The organism is Streptomyces sp. NPDC002785, from assembly GCF_040295565.1.
Taxonomy (GTDB): Bacteria; Actinomycetota; Actinomycetes; order Streptomycetales; family Streptomycetaceae; genus Streptomyces.
Genome location: NZ_JBEOVN010000153.1, coordinates 1 through 18,144 on the forward strand (window position 1 = coordinate 1; position 18,144 = coordinate 18,144).

Annotated in this window: 14 protein-coding genes, 2 tRNA genes and 2 pseudogenes; 13 read left to right on the forward strand and 5 right to left on the reverse strand. The window is 68.8% G+C overall.

Features of this window, described 5'->3' with window-relative positions; all coding sequences use genetic code 11:
- Window positions 1-126: 126 nt before the first annotated feature.
- A complete protein-coding gene (locus ABTZ94_RS27825; RefSeq protein ID WP_351204601.1) occupies window positions 127-1,599 on the reverse strand; it encodes an amino acid permease in 1,473 nt (490 codons plus the stop codon).
- A gap of 281 nt (window positions 1,600-1,880) precedes the next feature.
- Here ABTZ94_RS27825 and ABTZ94_RS27830 point away from each other — a divergent pair, with 281 nt between their 5' ends.
- The gene (locus ABTZ94_RS27830; RefSeq protein WP_351204603.1) at window positions 1,881-2,369 is read left to right on the forward strand and encodes a ribose-5-phosphate isomerase; all 489 of its coding nucleotides are present in this window, start codon (window positions 1,881-1,883) and stop codon (window positions 2,367-2,369) included.
- A 111-nt stretch (window positions 2,370-2,480) separates the two neighbouring features.
- Window positions 2,481-3,290 (forward strand): Fpg/Nei family DNA glycosylase, encoded by an 810-nt coding sequence (locus ABTZ94_RS27835; protein ID WP_351204605.1) that lies wholly within the window; start codon window positions 2,481-2,483, stop codon window positions 3,288-3,290.
- Between the two features lie 33 nt (window positions 3,291-3,323).
- Here ABTZ94_RS27835 and ABTZ94_RS27840 read toward each other — a convergent pair whose 3' ends face one another.
- Window positions 3,324-4,556 carry a GNAT family N-acetyltransferase gene (locus tag ABTZ94_RS27840; RefSeq protein ID WP_351204607.1) on the reverse strand — a complete coding sequence of 411 codons (1,233 nt, stop codon included), beginning with the start codon at window positions 4,554-4,556 and terminating at the stop codon, window positions 3,324-3,326.
- A 104-nt stretch (window positions 4,557-4,660) separates the two neighbouring features.
- Here ABTZ94_RS27840 and ABTZ94_RS27845 point away from each other — a divergent pair, with 104 nt between their 5' ends.
- Window positions 4,661-5,806: a PP2C family protein-serine/threonine phosphatase gene (locus tag ABTZ94_RS27845; protein WP_351204609.1), complete on the forward strand. Its 1,146-nt coding sequence runs from the start codon at window positions 4,661-4,663 to the stop codon at window positions 5,804-5,806.
- Between the two features lie 121 nt (window positions 5,807-5,927).
- Here the strand turns inward: ABTZ94_RS27845 and ABTZ94_RS27850 are convergent.
- Window positions 5,928-6,488: pseudogene (locus ABTZ94_RS27850) on the reverse strand (cation:proton antiporter domain-containing protein); the annotation flags it as partial.
- A 168-nt stretch (window positions 6,489-6,656) separates the two neighbouring features.
- Between ABTZ94_RS27850 and ABTZ94_RS27855 the strand changes: the two are divergent.
- The 3 genes from ABTZ94_RS27855 to ABTZ94_RS27865 are packed head-to-tail and all read left to right on the forward strand — an operon-like array spanning window position 6,657 to window position 10,498.
- On the forward strand, window positions 6,657-7,502 hold the full coding sequence (locus ABTZ94_RS27855; RefSeq protein ID WP_351204611.1) for an ABC transporter ATP-binding protein: 846 nt from the start codon (window positions 6,657-6,659) through the stop codon (window positions 7,500-7,502).
- A complete protein-coding gene (locus tag ABTZ94_RS27860) occupies window positions 7,502-9,982 on the forward strand; it encodes an ABC transporter permease (protein WP_351204613.1) in 2,481 nt (826 codons plus the stop codon). Before ABTZ94_RS27855 ends, ABTZ94_RS27860 begins: the two co-directional genes overlap by 1 nt.
- A 9-nt stretch (window positions 9,983-9,991) precedes the next feature.
- The gene (locus ABTZ94_RS27865) at window positions 9,992-10,498 is read left to right on the forward strand and encodes an HD domain-containing protein (protein WP_351204615.1); all 507 of its coding nucleotides are present in this window, start codon (window positions 9,992-9,994) and stop codon (window positions 10,496-10,498) included.
- A 10-nt stretch (window positions 10,499-10,508) separates the two neighbouring features.
- Here ABTZ94_RS27865 and ABTZ94_RS27870 read toward each other — a convergent pair whose 3' ends face one another.
- A complete protein-coding gene (locus ABTZ94_RS27870; RefSeq protein ID WP_351204617.1) occupies window positions 10,509-11,663 on the reverse strand; it encodes an acyltransferase family protein in 1,155 nt (384 codons plus the stop codon).
- A 481-nt stretch (window positions 11,664-12,144) separates the two neighbouring features.
- Here ABTZ94_RS27870 and ABTZ94_RS27875 point away from each other — a divergent pair, with 481 nt between their 5' ends.
- Together ABTZ94_RS27875 and ABTZ94_RS38005 are read left to right on the forward strand one after the other, a co-directional pair.
- Window positions 12,145-12,339 (forward strand): hypothetical protein, encoded by a 195-nt coding sequence (locus ABTZ94_RS27875; protein ID WP_351204619.1) that lies wholly within the window; start codon window positions 12,145-12,147, stop codon window positions 12,337-12,339.
- A 459-nt stretch (window positions 12,340-12,798) separates the two neighbouring features.
- Window positions 12,799-12,939: pseudogene (locus ABTZ94_RS38005) on the forward strand (tyrosine-type recombinase/integrase); the annotation flags it as partial.
- 210 nt (window positions 12,940-13,149) lie between these two features.
- Here ABTZ94_RS38005 and ABTZ94_RS27880 read toward each other — a convergent pair.
- A tRNA-Gly gene (locus tag ABTZ94_RS27880) sits at window positions 13,150-13,223 on the reverse strand.
- A gap of 167 nt (window positions 13,224-13,390) precedes the next feature.
- On the opposite strand from ABTZ94_RS27880, the gene ABTZ94_RS27885 reads away from it, so the two are divergent.
- The 5 genes from ABTZ94_RS27885 (at window position 13,391) to clpX (ending at window position 18,101) form a co-directional block, all read left to right on the forward strand.
- A tRNA-Pro gene (locus ABTZ94_RS27885) sits at window positions 13,391-13,467 on the forward strand.
- A 150-nt stretch (window positions 13,468-13,617) separates the two neighbouring features.
- On the forward strand, window positions 13,618-15,012 hold the full coding sequence (gene tig, locus ABTZ94_RS27890) for a trigger factor (protein ID WP_351204621.1): 1,395 nt from the start codon (window positions 13,618-13,620) through the stop codon (window positions 15,010-15,012).
- Between the two features lie 264 nt (window positions 15,013-15,276).
- Window positions 15,277-15,882 (forward strand): ATP-dependent Clp protease proteolytic subunit, encoded by a 606-nt coding sequence (locus ABTZ94_RS27895; RefSeq protein ID WP_351204624.1) that lies wholly within the window; start codon window positions 15,277-15,279, stop codon window positions 15,880-15,882.
- A gap of 81 nt (window positions 15,883-15,963) precedes the next feature.
- Window positions 15,964-16,647 (forward strand): ATP-dependent Clp protease proteolytic subunit, encoded by a 684-nt coding sequence (locus ABTZ94_RS27900; protein ID WP_351204623.1) that lies wholly within the window; start codon window positions 15,964-15,966, stop codon window positions 16,645-16,647.
- Window positions 16,648-16,802: 155 nt separating this feature from the next.
- Complete coding sequence (gene clpX, locus ABTZ94_RS27905; RefSeq protein WP_093898220.1) at window positions 16,803-18,101, forward strand: ATP-dependent Clp protease ATP-binding subunit ClpX; 1,299 nt, start codon at window positions 16,803-16,805, stop codon at window positions 18,099-18,101.
- Window positions 18,102-18,144: the final 43 nt, after the last annotated feature.

An 18,144-nucleotide genomic window follows, 5' to 3' on the forward strand; every position in this document is an offset into this window, starting at 1 on the left:
GGCCCAGCATCAGCGAGTACAGCGGCAGGATCGTGGTGTTGCGCCGGATCACATTGCGGCGACGCTCTCCAGTCGCAGCCGCATAACGACCTCCCGTGGGGGAGGTCGTAAACCCGACAGCGGCCGTCAGGTATTGCTCGGCGTTTCCACAGCGGTGTGCTTCTTGCGGTTGCGGACCTCACGGACCAGCGAGATCGCCACGACCACGGCCGCGACCAGCAGCGAGAGCAGCACCTGCTCGCGTCCGCCGTCGTCGGTGAGCATGTAGACGAGGACGAACGAGATCATCGCGATGGTCGCCCAGGTGAGGTACGGGAAGAGCCACATCCGTACGACCAGCTTCTCCGGCTGCTCGCGCAGGATCATGCCCCGCATCCGCAGCTGCGTGAAGCAGATGACCAGCCAGACGAACAGGGCGACCGCACCGGAGGAGTTCAGCAGGAACTGGAAGACGGTGTCGGGCCACTGGTAGTTGAAGAACACGGCGACGAAGCCGAAGACGACGGAGGACAGGATGGCTGCCTGCGGCACGCCCCGCTTGTTCACCCGGGCGAATGCCTTCGGCGCGTCCCCGCGGCCGCCGAGCGAGAAGGCCATCCGCGAGGCGGTGTAGAGGCCGGAGTTGAGGCAGGACAGCACGGCGGTGAGGACGATGACGTTCATCACCTGCCCCGCGTGCGGAATGCCGATGGAGTTGAGGGCGGCGACATAGCTGCCGTCCTTCACGATCGACGCGTCGTTCCACGGCAGCAGGGTGAGCACGACGAAGATCGAGCCGAGGTAGAAGACGGCGATCCGCCAGATCACACTGTTGGTGGCCTTCTGGACGGCGCGCTGCGGGTTCTCGGACTCGCCGGCGGCCAGCGTGACGATCTCGCTGCCCATGAAGGAGAAGACGACCATCAGCACACCGGTGAGGATGGCGCCCGGCCCCTTGGGGAAGAACCCGCCGGTGTCGGTGAGATGCGCAAGCCCCGAGCCGGGGTTGTCCGAGCCGGGCAGCACCCCGAAGACGGCGAGCAGTCCGACGACGACGAACGCGGCGATCGCCACGACCTTGATCCCGGCGAACCAGAACTCGAACTCGCCGTACGAACCGACCGAGACCAGGTTCGTCGCGGTCAGTACGACCATCACGATCAGCGCCCACGCCCACTGCGGGACGCCCGGCACCCAGCCCTCCAGGATCTTGGCACCTGCCGTGGCTTCGACGGCGAGCACCACGACCCAGAAGAACCAGTACAGCCAGCCGATCGAGAAGCCGGCCCAGCGGCCCAGCGCCTGGTCGGCGTAGGCGGAGAAGGAGCCCGAACTGGGGCGGGCCGCGGCCATCTCGCCGAGCATCCGCATCACGAAGACGACCATCAGGCCGACCAGGGCGTACGACAGGAGGATGGCCGGTCCCGCGGCGGCTATACCGGCGCCGGAGCCCACGAAGAGGCCCGCGCCGATCACACCGCCGATGGCGATCATCGAGAGATGGCGGTTCTTGAGACCGGCCTGGAGACCGTTGGAGGAGCCCGGTGCGTCCGGTCCGTTCGACCGGTCCGGCTTGCCGGGCTGCTGCTGCGACCCGGCCAGAGTCGTCTGCGATGTCATGGATCGAATCCTTACGTTTTCGGATCGCTCGCTGAGTGCCCGACCGCCGCAGCGGGATGCAACAGCGAGCGATGCATTGAAACTCGCCGAACCGCATAAACGGAAGCCCCTATTCCGAATCATTGGCCGGATCGTTGCCGGAGTGGCGTTGCACACAGGGCCCGCACATGGAGCCCACGCCGAGGTTCCGCCGCCGGTCCGGCCGATCCGGGCGGACCCGGCCGGAGGGGGCCCCGACCCCGATTGCTGCTACCCGGCCACGCTCGTGCCACACTCGGAACATGCGCGTGTACCTCGGCTCGGACCATGCCGGCTATGAACTCAAGAACCACCTCGTCGAGTGGCTCACGGCCCAGGGCCACGAGGCCGTCGACTGCGGCCCCCACATCTACGACGCCCAGGACGACTACCCGCCGTTCTGCCTGCGTGCCGCCGAGAGGACGGCCGCGGACCCGGACAGCCTCGGCATCGTGATCGGCGGCTCCGGCAACGGCGAGCAGATCGCCGCCAACAAGGTCAAGGGCGTGCGCGCCGCACTCGCCTGGAGCGAGCAGACCGCGGCACTGGGCCGCGAGCACAACAACGCCAATGTGGTCGCCATCGGTGGCCGGATGCACTCGGTGGAGGAGTCCACCAAGTTCGTCGAGATCTTCCTCGCCACCCCGTACTCGGGTGAGGAACGTCACACTCGTCGTATCGAGATGCTGACGGCGTACGAGACGACCGGCGAGCTCCCCCCGATCCCGGCCCACCACCCGCAGCAGGGCTGACCGGTCTCCACTCCTGTGCCGCCGGTACGCCCGGCGGCACAGTCATTTCCCCCCCGTGCCACCACGTCCCCGCGTCATCGCGTTCCCACGTCACCGAGGAGAGTCGCCGTCGTGCCCGAGGGACACACGATCCACCGCCTCGCGGCGGACCACCGGGACAGGTTCGCCGGGCGGCCGGCGCGGGTGAGCAGCCCGCAGGGCAAGTTCTCCGACAGCGCCGCGCTGCTCGACGGCCGCACGTTCACCGGCGTCGACGCCCACGGCAAGCACCTCTTCCTCGGTTTCGAGGACGCCGGCTGGGTCCACATCCACCTGGGCCTCTTCGGCAAGCTCGGCTTCGGTACGGCCCCGGCCCCGCCGCCCACCGAAACGGTTCGGCTGCGCCTGGTGAACGACGAGCACCACGCGGATCTGCGCGGCCCCACCACGTGCGCGCTGATCACCGACCCCGAGAAGCGCGCGATACACGACCGCCTCGGACCGGACCCGTTGCGGACCGACGAGGACGGCGAGCGGGCCTGGCGGCGGATCTCCCGCAGCCGCATCACCGTCGCGGCCCTGCTGATGGACCAGAAGGTCATCGCGGGGGTCGGCAACGTGTACCGCGCGGAGGTGCTGTTCCGGCACGGGATCGACCCGTACCGCCTGGGCAAGGACCTCACGCGTGCGGAGTGGGACGCGGTCTGGGCCGACCTGATGGTGCTGATGCGCGAGGGTGTGCGGAACAACCGGATCGACACGGTCCGCCCCGAGCACATGCCGGAGGCGATGGGGCGTCCGCCGCGCGTCGACGACCACGGCGGCGAGGTGTACGTGTACCGCAGGGCCCGGCAGGCCTGCCACATCTGCGGCGGCGAGATCCGCACCGCCGATCTCGCCGCCCGCAACCTCTTCTGGTGCCCGGGCTGCCAGCGCGCCTAGACCGACCGGCGCCTCCGGTCGGCCACCGCGCGCCTAGAACCCCCGGGGCAGCCACGGCGCCGCGTCCGACGAGAACGCCAGCGACGCCTCCGCCACCGCGCCCGCCCGCAGTTCCCGTACCCGCCCGGCCAGGGCCAACGTGCTCAGCGACTCGCCGCCCAGATACGCCGAGCCCAACTCCCGTACCGAAAGCGCAAGATCGGCCGCATCATCGGTCCGTCGGCAGGACGCCACCCCCTTCGCGTCACCCGTGAGCCGCCAACGCCCCGCATTCCAGGGGCAGAACGCGTCCTCGACCTCGAACACCACATCCACCGGCGCCCGATACGCCCGCGCCTCCAGTGCCGCACCCAGCTCCACCAGCCGTACGTGGAGCGAATCCCGGACCCGGATGTTGCACCGCCGCACGTCCGACACCAGGTGCAGCACCGCATCGTCGACCGGCCGGTTCCGCGCCTCGACCGTCGACGTCAGGTCGATCTCGAAGACGAACCGCCACAATGCCGCATACGCCGCCGGGTCCAGCGCGGCCAGATCACCTACCCTGACCTTGCCCTTCGGGCCGGCCGGCTCCCAGTCCGGGTTGATGTGATACGTCACATAGCCGACGATCTCCCCGTCCCGCTCCGCCAGCACGCACTGCTGTGCCGAGCCGCCCTCCCGGGAACTCACCGGGTCGACCATCGGCTTCCGCTCCCAGCCGGGCCCATGGGTCGGTGTGCCGGGACGTCCTGCCACCAGCTGCTCGTACACGCCCTCGCACGCGGCCATCGCCTCGTCCGGCTTCGCATGACGCAGGCACACCTCGTCCGTGCCCTCCGGCACCGTCAGCCGCACCCGGTCCGTGTCGATCGTCAGGGACATCTGCCGCGAGGCCGCGCCGTATCCGAACCGGCCGTAGATCGCCGGTTCCGATGCCGTCAGCACGGCGATCGGCTCACCCAGCGCCCGGACGTCGTCGAGCTGCCGACGCATCATCGAGGTCAGCAACCCGCGCCTGCGGTGGGTGGACGCGACACTCACCATCGTGACCCCGGCGGCAGGCACCAGCGCCCCGCCCGGCACGGCGACCTTGAAGCTGAACGCCCCGGCGGTGGCGACGACATCGGTGCCGTCCCAGATTCCGATCGACCGCTCGTGCTCGGTCAGCTGCTCGTCCAGTTCGCGCTGCTCGGGGGGCTCTGCGACTCCACCGAATGCGAGCTCCAGACATTCGAACCATTCGTTCCATTCGGACGGCTGCAGCACGCGAAGATCAGTAGTCATGGGCCATGCCTATCAGGGGTGCGGCAGCCGGTCGACCCGATTTCGAACACATTGTCACGGGGTCCCCCTGCACCGGAGGCGGTCGGGTAGATAGGGTCCCCGCAATGGCCCGTCGCGCAGGAGCAGACTCGTACCCGGCCCGATTGCGGAAATCGGCGCACCGGGCACGCATCGCGCTGCGCAAATCCGGTGTCGACTACTTCCGCGGCGACGGATCGGACTGGATCGCGCTGGTCGGTCTGCTGCTGACCGTTCCGGCCATCACCTGGGCCACACTGCTGAACCCGATGTGGTGCTCACCGGCCGCGCTCGTCCTGCCGATCGTCGCGGGCGGTCTGCTGCTGCGGCCCGCGAGCCTGCTGGGTCTGTACGCGACCGCCGCCACCGCCCTGATCGTGGAGTCGCTCGGACTGGGCTCGTTCGAGGACGGTCCGGCCCGGGTGACACCCGGCATCGTCCTGGTGGTCGCGGCCTGCGGCTTCTTCGGGCTGATCCTCGCCCAGTTCCGGGCCAGGGTCGGTGTGCCGTGGCGACGCGGCGGCACCATGCTCTTCGACCTGCGCGAACGCATCAGGGTGCAGAGCGCACTGCCCCGGCTGCCGCAGGGCTGGCACCGCGAGATGTCGCTGCGCCCGGCGGGTGGACAGTCCTTCTCCGGTGACTTCGTCGTCGCCGCCCGTACCAACGGCGGGCGGACGATGGAGGCCGTACTCACCGATGTCTCCGGCAAGGGCATGGACGCGGGTTCCCGCGCCCTGCTGCTGTCCGGAGCCTTCGGCGGCCTCCTCGGCTCGCTGCCCCCGCACGCCTTCCTGACGGCGGCCAACGGCTATCTGCTGCGCCAGGACTGGGACGAGGGTTTCGCCACCTCGATCCATCTGGTCCTGGACCTCGAATCGGGCGACTACGAACTCTTCTCGGCGGGTCACCCGCCGGCCCTGCAGCTGCACTCGGGCAGCGGCCAGTGGGAGGAGAAGGCCGCGGAGGGCCCGTTGCTCGGGGTGTACGACGGGGCGCAGTTCGACGCAGTGAAGGGCTCGCTGGCTCCCGGCGACGTGCTGATGCTGTTCACGGACGGCCTGGTGGAGGCGTCCGACCGCGATATCGCGGAGGGCATCGACCGGCTGACCGGTGAGGCCGACCGCTATGTCACCACCGGTTTCGAGGGCGCGGCCTGGCATCTGATCGAGGCATGCGCCAAGGACGTCAACGACGACCGGGCGCTGCTGCTGTTGTCACGCAGATCCTGAACCATATAAAAACGGCCCGAAACGGGCGTATGTCAACGGGAAATGACCCTTCACCGGAACGTGGGCGTCGGCATGTCCGGGTACGAGGCGGGCCCCCTACCCGGACATGCCGGCCGTCGCCTCAGGCCGGGACCGAGACCTGTCCGGCGTCGCTGCCGCTGTCACTGCCCTCACCCCGGCCCCGCCCGCCCGGCAGGACGCGGGCCAGCCAGTGCGACCTTCCGGCGGCCAGCGGTGCGAGGACCGCGAGGACGAGTACGTATCCGGCGATGAACGGCGGGAGCCACTCGTCCAGCCCCGCGCCGGCGGCCATCGTGGCGAGGATCAGTGCGAATTCGCCGCGGGCCGTCAGGGTGGTGGAGATGTTCGCCGCGGCCTGCGGGCCGAAGCCGTAGACCCGTGCGGAGACCATGCCGGAGAGGATGTTCATCGCCGCGGTCAGCGCGACGGCGGCCAGCACTGGCCACATCACGCCCGGCAGATCGCCGGGGTTGATGGAGAGCCCGAAGGCGAAGAAGAAGATCGCCCCGAAGGCATCGCGCAGCGGATGGACCAGCTTGAGGATGCGCCCGCCCGACGTCGTGCTGCCGAGCATCAGGCCCACCATGAAGGCGCCGATCGCGTCCGCGACCCCGAACCACTCGGAGACCCCCGCCACGAACACGGCGGCGCCGAGGAAGGAGCGGGGTGCCCCCCGCAGCGGCCCCCGAGGTCTGCCTGCCCCCGGAAGCACCTGGGGTTTGCCCCACCCTCGATCCGCCAGCAGCCGCCATGGTCCGGACCCGCCCTTGATCCGTACGTTCGGGTCACGGTCGAAGAAGCGGCCGACGAGTAACGGAAGGCGGACATCATGGGGCTGCGAGGCACCAGGCAGCGCGCGCAGGACAGGCAGTACACGGCGGACACCCACCACGGGTCCGGGCCCTCGGACCTCGCGGTCGAACTGCGCGGCGTCCGCAGGCAGTACGGCCGCGGCCACTTTGCCGTCCACGCGCTGCGGGGCATCGACCTCGCCCTCCCGCGCTCCAGTTTCACCGCGGTCATGGGGCCCTCCGGCTCCGGGAAGTCGACCTTCCTGCAGTGCGCGGCCGGACTCGACCGCCCCACCGAGGGCTCCGTACGCCTCGGCGGCACCGAGATCACCGGCATGAGCGAGAACCGGCTCACCGAACTGCGCCGCACCCGCATCGGCTTCGTCTTCCAGGCCTTCAACCTGCTCCCGTCCCTCACGGTCGAGCAGAACGTAGTCCTGCCCATGCGCCTGGCCGGACAGCGCACCGGCTCCGCCCGCAGCCGCCGGGAAGCCGCCGAGATGCTCACCCGGGTCGGCCTCGGCGACAAGGGCGCGCGCCGCCCCGGCCAGCTCTCTGGTGGCCAGCAGCAGCGCGTCGCCGTCGCCCGCGCCCTGGTCACCCGCCCCGATGTGGTCTTCGCCGACGAACCGACCGGCGCCCTCGACACCACCACCGCCGCCGAGATCCTCGCCCTGCTCCGGAGCGCGGTGGACACTCTCGGCGCCACCGTCGTCATGGTCACCCACGACCCGGCGGCCGCCGCCTACGCCGACCAGGTGCTCTTCCTCGCCGACGGCGCGATCGCGGACAGCGTGCCGCGCGCCGACGCCGCACAGATCGCCGCCCGGATGACCGCGCTGACCGCCCGGACCGCCCCCGCGCACGCAGGAGCAGCAGCCTGATGTTCATCCCGCACGTCCCCAACGGTCTCGCCCGCGCGGCCGTTCGCTTCAAGCCCTCGTCGTTCGTCGGGACCTTCGTCGCGCTCCTGCTGGCCGCGGCGATCGTCTCCGCCTGCGGCATCCTGCTGGAGACCGGTCTGCGTGCCTCGGTACCCGCGGACCGCTACGCGAAGGCCCCCGTGGTGGTCGCCGCCGACCAGCAAATCCACATGATCGTCGGCAGAGGCGACGGCGAGTACGACGCCGGCGCACCCGTGCCGGACACCGCGCGCCTCCCCGAATCCCTCGTAGGCAGGGCCGCCTCGGCCCCGGGCGCGGCAGCCGCGATCGGGGACGTCACCTACTCCGTACGACAGGACAGCACCCCCCTCACCGCACACGGCTGGGGCTCCGCCGCCCTCACCGGTACGCGGCTGCTCACCGGCGACGCGCCCAAGGCCGGCGAAGTCGTCGTCCCCGCCGGCACCAAGGGCCGGATCGGCGAGAAGATCACCCTCGACACACCCGCGGGCGTACGGGAGTTCCGCGTCGCGGGCACCACCGCCACCGAGGCCACCGTCTGGCTCGCCGACCGGCAGGCCGTACAACTCTCCGGCCACCCCGGCCGGGTCGACGCCATCGCCGTGCTCGCCGACCGCGGCACCCCCGACGACACCCTCGCCGACCAGGTGCACAAGGCCGTCGGCCACACCGCCGCAGCCAAGATCCACACCGGCGACAACCGGGGCGCCGTCGAGAACTCGGCTCTCGCGGGGGCCAAGGAACTCCTCACCGGCCTCGGCGGCTCCTTCGGCGGCGTCGCCACCATGGTCGCCGTCTTTACCAGCGCCGGTACGGTCGCCCTCTCCATCGGCCAGCGCAGCCGCGAGTTCGCCCTGCTCCGCGCCATCGGCGCCACCCCGCGCCAGCTGCGCCGCTCCATCGCCACCGAAGCGCTGCTCGTCGCCCCGCTCGCCGGAGCGCTCGGATGCCTGCCCGGAATCGCCCTGGCCCGTTGGTGGTTCGGGCAGCTCCAGGACAAGGGAGCCATCCCCGAAGCCGTCGGCCTGCAGATCTCCTGGCTGCCCCTGACCATCGCCACCGCCGCCACCATGGTCACCGCGCTGAGCGCCGGCTACCTGGCCGCGCGCCGCCCCGCGAAGATGAAGCCGGGTCTCGCCCTCGCCCAGACCGCCGTGGAAGGCGCTCCGTTCGGCTGGATCCGCACCCCGCTCGGCGTCGCCGCCCTCATCGGAGGCGGAGTGTTCGCGAGCATCGCCGGCTCCACGACCGGGGACGACGCGGCGAACGCCGCCCTCGGCGTCGTCATGCTCTTCATGCTCGCGGTCGGCCTGCTCGGCCCGCTGATCGCCCGGATCTGCGCCGCCGTCATCGGCCTGCCGCTGCGCGTCGCCGGCGCGTCGGGCTCGCTGGCCGCCGCCAACTCCCGTACGAACTCCCGCCGACTGGCCTCCGCGATCACCCCGATCGTGCTGGCCATGGCCTTCTCGTCGACACTCGTCTTCATGCACACCAGCCAGGAGCGGGTGACCGCACACCAGCAGCGCGACGCCGTCATCGCCGACCACATCGTCTCCGCCCCCGCGGGACTCGCCTCCGACGCCACCGACCGCGCCGCGGCCACCCCCGGGGTCTCCACCGCCGTCGGTCTGCTCCGCAGCTCGGTCCTGGTACCCATCGAATCGGCCGGCGACCTGTCGCTGCGGAGCGCCTCCACGCAGGGCGTCATCGGCTCCGGGGGAGACCTCGCCAAGGTCCAGGATCTCGACGTCCGTACCGGATCGCTCGCCGGCCTGCGCCCCGGCACCGTCGCCGTCGACACCACGCTCGCCCATTCGGCGAAGGTCAGCACCGGCGACCGGCTCGCCCTGCGCCTCCCGGACGGCACCAAGGCGTCCCCGAAGATCGTCGCCGTCTACGGGCGCGGCCTGGGCACCAGCCTCGTCACGCTGCCCGCCGCCGACCTGAAAGCCCATGTCGCCTCGCCGTACGCCTCCGACGTCCTGGTACGGGCCACCCCCACCGCCGCACAGAAGCTCACCGCACTCGGCACCGTCACCGACCCCTCCGGCTACGCCGCGGCACAGGACAAGGACCGCGAGCTCAACGCCTGGGCCAACACCATCATGGCCGCTGTACTCGGCGGATTCGCCGCCGTTGCCGCGGTCAACACCCTGGTGATGACCGTCCTCGACCGCCGCAGCGAACTGACCATGCTCCGCCTCATCGGCTCCACCCGCCGCCAGGTCATGGGCATGATCCGCTGGGAGGCGCTGCTCGTCACGTCGGCCGGGGCCGTGCTCGGCACCGCCATCGCACTGGCCACACTCGTCCCGATGATGAAGGGGCTGACGGGCGAATCGCCGTACATCCCGCCGATGTTGTACGGATCGTTCGTCGCCGCGATCGTCGGGCTCGGCCTCGCCGCCGCAATGATCCCGGCCCGCGCGACCCTGCGCAGCACGGCCGCCCGTCCGTAGAGTCGGGCCATGCCCACGCCACGTACGCATCTGACCCTGGCCGAAGTCGAGGCGATCGCCCGCAAGGCCCACGCCGAGCAGCGGGACAAGGCGGGACGCCCGTACACCGAACACCTCGCCGCTGTCGCGCAGGGCGTACGTATCAGGGGCGGCAGCGACGAACAGATCGCCGCGGCCTGGCTGCACGACGCCGTCGAGGACGACGCGCTGTCGGAAGAATGGCTGGCCGATGCCGCGCTGTCTCAGCAGGTCAAGGACATGGTCCTCGCCGTCACCAAACGTGACGGCGAGGACCTCGGTTCGTACACCCGGCGCATCCTCGATACCCCGGGCGCCCTGCTGATCAAGGAGTCCGACCTGGCACACAACGCCGACCCGGCCCGCCTCGCCGTGCTGGAACCGGCGACCCGTACCCGACTGGCCGAGAAGTATGCGCAGGTACGGGGGCTGCTCGGGCTCACCCCAGGTGAATCGCCCGTCGAGCAATCGGTTCAAGCCAACACGGCGAAGGACTGATCCACTCGGGTCAGCGTCTGGACGCGGCGCGTCGGAACGCCCAGTTCATGTCCGGCTCGGTCACCGGGCGCAGCACCCGCCGTACCGGCGGTGTACACATCAGCGTCACCGCACCGGCCGCGACCAGTGAGACAAGGACCAGGCCACCGGGCGCCGAGAGCCACGCGTAGGTGTCGAACACCCCGGCGTATCCGGCGCCCTTGACCAGAAATCCGTGCAGCAGATAGCCGCAGATCGTTCCGGCGCCGAGCGCGGTGAACCACATGTGGCGGCGCGGCACCCAGGACAGGAACCCGATGGTGAGCAGCAGCGCGCAGCCAAACATCGCCAGTGTCATCACGGCACCGGACCACCACGGGGCGCCCATCTCCTGCGCGCTGTTGCTGCGGTAGAACCAGCCCAGCTGCATCCGCGGCGCCGCCCAGTACGCGAACGCCAGGGCCCCGGCGAACAGCGGGAGCGCGAGCATCCGCACCTCGCGCCGGCGCACCAGCTGGAAGTGCTCGGGCTTCAGCCGGAGTCCCAGCACGAAGAACGGCAGGAACTGCAGAACGCGCTGGAGATCGAGATCGTCGCCGATCGTCGGGGAGAAAGAGGCGAGCATGGCAATGGCGAGCGCCACGGGCAGTGGATGGCGCAGTGCCTGCCACAGCGGTGTGGTGAGCCGCCAGATGAACAGCGCGACCAGGAACCAGGTGAGATACCAGGGGTCGATCAGGCTGATCGGCTGATCGGGCGAGTCGTCCGCGTACCGCTTGAACAGCGAATACGCCGTCTCGAACACCACATAGGGCACGGCGACGCCGGTGACCAGGCGTTTCACCTTGGCAGCGGACATGTCGAACGAGCGGGAGAAATAGCCGGAGACGATGATGAACGCCGGCATGTGAAAGGTGTACGCCACCATGTACAGCGCACGGGCGGTCCGGCTGCCGTCCATCACCGGTTCCCACGAGTGCGCCACCGCGACGAGCACGATGGCCAGATATTTGACGTTGTCGAAGTAGGCGTCACGCTTCTTCGTCGGCGCAGCCGCCGGAGGCTTGTTCCTGACCGGCTCGGGGGGCGCCGGAGTGGCAGTCTTCGTCCCTTGGCGTCTGGGCTCCGACTCCCGGGTCGCTGATGGGAGCGGGGCCCTCTGAAATACGTTCGGAGCGTGGAACATCTAAAGCACCTTAGATGCCACGATTGCAATTCGTAAAACCGCCCACGGATATTGCGTGACCGCGTCCAATCAAAAGCGAAACCGCCAAAAACCGCCCACTATGCCCGGCTTCATCCCCCTTAAATGGGGCATATCGCCAGGCGATTAAGAGAGGAGGTGAATTTCGTCGCACTCAAGCCTTGGAATTGCATGTGAATGAAGTGTGCGGATATGGGAACCGTCGCGGCCGCAAGGCGTTGTGATTATTTGATTCACAGTTCACTCACAGGCGCGCGGAGCCTCGGCGTGGCCTGCGCCACCCCTCGTGCGGCCGCGCGCCCCCGGGCGCACGCGGGGCGCAAGGATGGCGCGATCCCGTCCGTTCGATCCGTCACCTGGCAGCGACCACGGGAGAGTTGGTGGCACGATGGACACGACGGGGGAGTGCTGGGCCGCACACCTCCGGGCCGGCAAGGCGGACCGACCAAGGGTGTGATCAGTTGTGGCCATTTCGCTGTCTGTGGTGCTTATGTTGGCGATCATCCTGGTGGTCCTGATCCGAGGCGGCTCCATCAAGGCCGGACCGGCGATCGTCGCGGTGCTCTTCGGCTTCTTCCTGGCATCGACCGGCATGGCGCCGTCGATCCAAAGGTTCATGAACTCGATAGCGGAGACCATCAACCAGATCAGCTTCTGAGCCGGCTGCACAGGAGCCCGCGCCCCGGCGCGTGAGGCCCGGCAGAACGCGGGCAGAACGGAGCGGGCGACGGGAATCGAACCCGCGTGGCTGGTTCGGAAGACCCCGTACGGGGATCTCTCCTGAGCTGTGGGGATGCCGGCCTGGGCACGCGTCACGTTCTGCCTGTGCTTCCCTGTGATTCCCCGCTCGTATCCGACCCATCGGGCACGCGAGGGGCACGTTCTGCAACCATGCCTGGATGCGGCTTGGCCGTAACGTGATCAGTGTGGGGGCACCGTGTCGGCGTTGGGCTTCTTCTTCGTCATCCTGCCGTGCCTGGCCATCGTAAGTTTCACCTGCTTCGCCGCCTGCCGCACCCAACGACACAAGGCGTTCAAGGCCCTGGCGTATCTGTGCCTGTCCGTTGGCCTCATCTGCGGGCTGACTCCAGTAGGAGTCGTAAGTGGTGGTGTGGGCTTGGCCACCTCGCACCCCGCGGGCAAGAAACGTTCCTTCGGTCGGGTGCGGAAGCTGCCCTCCAGCCGATATCAGGCCCGGTACCTCGGAGCCGACGGCATCGACCGGCCTGCACCGGAGACCTTCCGGACCAAGCGCGACGAGAATGGGCCACATTACGGCCCGTGCCGCGTTGACCCACCAGCATGCGACCGCCGAACGTGAGCGGCTGATCGGCGACGCCGTGAGTGCGGCCGTCGAGCAGGCCCGGAAGCAGGATCCAGATCCGAACGGGCACGTAGGGCCGAACGGAGATCGGCAACGAGCAAGGGCCAGGTTGGAGGATGATCCTCCGACCTGGCCCTGAGCTGTTGGAGCGGGCGACGGGAATCGAACCCGCGTAGCTAGTTTGGAAGACTAGGGCTCTACCATTGAGCTACGCCCGCAAGCGCTGCATCGCAGGTCCGGGGACCGGCGGCAACGAGAAGCATCGTAGCGGGTCGCGGGGGCTGCTCGCACACCCGATTGCGGTCACCCGGTGTCGCGTTCGGTGCCGCTCGCGTAAAGCGGCAGATGCACTGCCCGTCTGCATGTACCCTACGTGTCGCACCGACGGGGTGTGGCGCAGCTTGGTAGCGCGTCCGCTTTGGGAGCGGAAGGTCGTCGGTTCGAATCCGGCCACCCCGACCATCGGCAAGAGCGCATTGTGGGAGTCCGTCTCCTTGCCGTTACTATGCAAAATGCGTGCCCGTGTGTCTGATGTACCGGGCTCGGTCCGCGAAGCCGCCTTCCGTGCGGCGGAGCAGAACCCCAAGAAGTCAGCCACAAGGAGACCGAACCGTGAAGAGCGCCGTGGAGACCCTGAACCCGACCCGGGTTCGGCTCACTGTCGAGGTGCCCTTCGAGGAGCTCAAGGACAGCCTCGACGCGGCGTACAAGAAGATCAACCAGCAGGTCACGGTGAAGGGCTTCCGCAAGGGCAAGATCCCCGCCCGGGTCATCGACCAGCGGTTCGGCCGCGGTGCGGTGCTGGAGGAGGCCGTCAACGACGCCCTCCCGAAGTTCTACACCGAGGCTGTCAACGAGGGCGAGCTCAACGTCCTCGGTCAGCCCGAGGTCGACATCACCGAGCTGAAGGACGGCGAGCTGCTGGCCTTCACTGCAGAGGTTGACGTACGCCCCGAGATCGAGATTCCGGACTACTCCGGCATCGAGGTCACCGTCGACGCCCTCGAGGTCAGCGACGAGGACGTCGAGAAGGCCGTGGAGCAGCTCCGCGAGCGCTTCGCCTCCACCAACCCGGTCGAGCGCGCCGCCGCCGAGGGCGACGTCGTGACGATCGACCTGCAGGCCAAGGTCGACGGCGAGGTCCTGGAGGACGGCGTGGCCGAGGGTGTCTCGTACACCATCGGTTCCGGCGAGCTCCTCGACGGCATCGACGCCGCAGTCACCGGCCTGGAGGCGGGTGGCGAGGCCACCTTCACCTCCGAGCTGAAGGGCGGCTCGGCCGAGGGCAAGGAGGCCGAGGTCACCGTCAAGGTCACCGCCGTCGCCGCCCGTGAACTCCCCGAGCTGGACGACGAGTTCGCCCAGATGGCGAGCGAGTTCGACACCCTCGGCGAGCTGAGGACGGACAGCCGCAAGCGCCTCGAGAACACCAAGCAGTACGACCAGGCCACCCAGGCCCAGGAGCGCGTCCTCGACGAGCTGCTGAAGCTGGCCGAGGTCCCGATCCCGGAGAAGCTGCTCGCGGACGAGGTCCAGACCCGCAAGCACAACCTGGAGCACCACCAGCTCGGTCAGATGGGTCTGACCCTCGACAAGTACCTGGAGATCCAGGGCAAGACGGTCGAGGAGTTCGAGGCCGAGACCTCCGAGCAGGCGATCAAGGGCATCAAGACCCAGTTCATCCTGGACGAGATCGTCAACAAGGAGAAGCTGAACGTCAACCAGGAGGAGCTCACCGAGCACCTCATGCGGCGCGCTGCTTCTTCCGGCATGAGCCCCGACCAGTTCGCCCAGGCCGTCGTCGAGGGCGGCCAGGTGCCGATGCTCGTCGGCGAGGTCGCCCGCGGCAAGGCGCTGGCCGTGGTCGTCGAGGCCGCCAAGGTCGTCGACACCAACGGTGAGGTCGTCGAGCTGGAGGACGACGAGGAGGCCATCGAGACGGTCGAGGCCGCCGATGGCGCCGCCGAGGCCGTTGCCGAGGTCACCGAGGAGAAGAACGAGGCCTGAGCCTCGCGCTGAACCCGTACGACGGGCTCCGGACGCTGCGCGTTCGGAGCCCGTCGTCGTATGGCGTACGGTGCCCCACAACCCCTGTGCGGACTGCGGAGCTTGCGCTCCCAGCGAACAGTTGCGGAAGCGGGATGGCGTTGTCCTACCTGCGCGTTAGGGTCCATGAATAGGAAGGGCAGGGGAGTCCCCGCCCACCCGGTACGAAGACGCTGAGACGGCCGGAGCCGTCAGAGACGAGCAGGTGGATACGTGACGAATCTGATGCCCTACGCCGCCGGAGAGCCGTCCCTCGGTGGAGGCCTCGGTGACCAGGTCTACAGCCGACTGCTCGGCGAGCGCATCATCTTCCTCGGTCAGCAGGTGGACGATGAGATCGCCAACAAGATCACGGCGCAGCTGCTTCTCCTTGCCGCAGAGCCGGACAAGGACATCTACCTTTACATCAACAGCCCCGGCGGTTCGGTGACGGCCGGCATGGCGGTCTACGACACCATGCAGTACATCCCGAACGACGTGGTCACCATCGGTATGGGCATGGCGGCCTCGATGGGCCAGTTCCTGCTCACCGGCGGCACCGCGGGCAAGCGCTTCGCGCTCCCGAACACCGACATCCTCATGCACCAGGGTTCGGCCGGCATCGGCGGTACGGCTTCGGACATCAAGATCCAGGCCCAGTACCTGCTGCGCACCAAGCAGCGGATGGCGGAGATCACCGCCCACCACTCCGGCCAGACGGTCGAGACGATCATCCGCGACGGCGACCGCGACCGCTGGTACACCGCGGAGGAGGCCAAGGAATACGGCCTCATCGACGAGATCATCACGATCGCATCGGGCGTTCCGGGCGGCGGCGGCACCGGCGCCTGATCCGGTACCCACCGGATTCCGGCTCCACCGCCCCGCGCACCTCTCGTACGCCGAGACACCCAGCCACAGAACGCCACCAGGATGGTGAACACCCACATGAACAACTTCCCCGGCGCCTCCGCGAGCGGCCTCTACACCGGCCCGCAGGTGGACAACCGCTACATCGTGCCGCGCTTCGTGGAGCGCACCTCGCAGGGCGTGCGTGAGTACGACCCGTACGCGAAGCTCTTCGAGGAGCGCGTGATCTTCCTCGGCGTGCAGATCGACGATGCCTCGGCCAACGACGTCATGGCGCAGCTGCTGTGCCTGGAGTCGATGGACCCGGACCGGGACATCTCGATCTACATCAACAGCCCCGGCGGCTCGTTCACCGCGCTCACCGCGATCTACGACACGATGCAGTTCGTGAAGCCGGACATCCAGACGGTCTGCATGGGCCAGGCGGCCTCCGCCGCGGCCGTACTGCTCGCCGCGGGTACGCCCGGCAAGCGGATGGCGCTGCCCAACGCCCGTGTAATGATCCACCAGCCGTCCTCGCAGACCGGCCGTGAGCAGCTCTCCGACCTGGAGATCGCGGCCAACGAGATCCTGCGGATGCGCACCCAGCTGGAGGAGATGCTGGCCAAGCACTCCACCACGCCGCTGGAGAAGATCCGCGACGACATCGAGCGCGACAAGATCCTGACCGCCGAGGAGGCCCTCGCCTACGGCCTCGTCGACCAGATCGTGTCGACCCGCAAGACCGCGGCCGGAGCGGCCGCCTGACGTAGGCCTTCACCCCTTGGCACGGCGGGTTCACACCGCATCGGCGGCGTGAACCGGCCAAGGGGGCCCGAACAGGGGGCAAGGCAAGGTACCGTCGGATAGAGGCACCAGGAGCCGCTGAACCAGGCTGCTCCCAGGCGAAGGGGAAGCACCTCGTGGCACGCATCGGTGATGGCGGCGACCTGCTCAAGTGCTCGTTCTGCGGAAAGAGCCAGAAGCAGGTGAAGAAGCTCATCGCGGGACCCGGTGTGTACATCTGCGACGAGTGCATCGATCTCTGCAACGAGATCATCGAGGAGGAGCTCGCGGAGACCTCCGAGGTGCGGTGGGAGGAACTCCCCAAGCCGCGCGAGATCTACGAGTTCCTCGAGGGTTACGTCGTCGGGCAGGAGCCCGCGAAGAAGGCCCTCTCGGTCGCTGTGTACAACCACTACAAGCGGGTCCAGGCGGGCGAGAACGGCGGCGCGCAGGGCAGGGACGACGCCATCGAGCTGGCCAAGTCCAACATCCTGCTGCTGGGCCCCACGGGCTCCGGCAAGACGCTTCTCGCGCAGACTCTGGCCCGTATGCTCAACGTCCCGTTCGCCATCGCCGACGCGACGGCGCTGACGGAGGCCGGCTATGTCGGCGAGGACGTCGAGAACATCCTGCTGAAGCTGATCCAGGCCGCGGACTACGACGTCAAGAAGGCCGAGACCGGGATCATCTACATCGACGAGATCGACAAGGTCGCCCGCAAGAGCGAGAACCCGTCGATCACCCGCGATGTCTCCGGCGAGGGCGTCCAGCAGGCCCTGTTGAAGATCCTGGAGGGCACCACCGCCTCCGTACCGCCGCAGGGCGGCCGGAAGCACCCGCACCAGGAGTTCATCCAGATCGACACGACGAACGTGCTGTTCATCGTGGGCGGTGCCTTCTCCGGTCTGGAGAGGATCATCGAGTCGCGGGCGGGCGCGAAGGGCATCGGCTTCGGCGCGACGATCCGGTCCAAGCGCGAGATCGAGGCGAGCGACCAGTTCCAGGAGGTCATGCCGGAGGACCTGGTGAAGTTCGGGATGATCCCGGAGTTCATCGGCCGGCTGCCCGTCCTCACCTCGGTCCACAACCTGGACCGTGAGGCGCTGCTGCAGATCCTCGTCGAGCCGCGCAACGCGCTGGTGAAGCAGTATCAACGACTGTTCGAACTCGACGGTGTCGAGCTGGACTTCGACCGCCCGGCCCTGGAGGCCATCGCCGACCAGGCGATCCTGCGCGGCACCGGCGCGCGTGGCCTGCGGGCCATCATGGAGGAGGTCCTCCAGTCCGTGATGTACGAGGTGCCGTCCCGCAAGGACGTCGCCCGGGTCGTCATCACGGCCGACGTCGTCCGCAACAACGTGAACCCGACCCTGGTCCCGCGCGAGCCGCGGACGATCGGGAACAACGACGGCGGCCGGCACGAGAAGTCGGCGTAGCGGCAGACATACGGAAAAGGGGCGCCCGGCCGGGCGCCCCTTT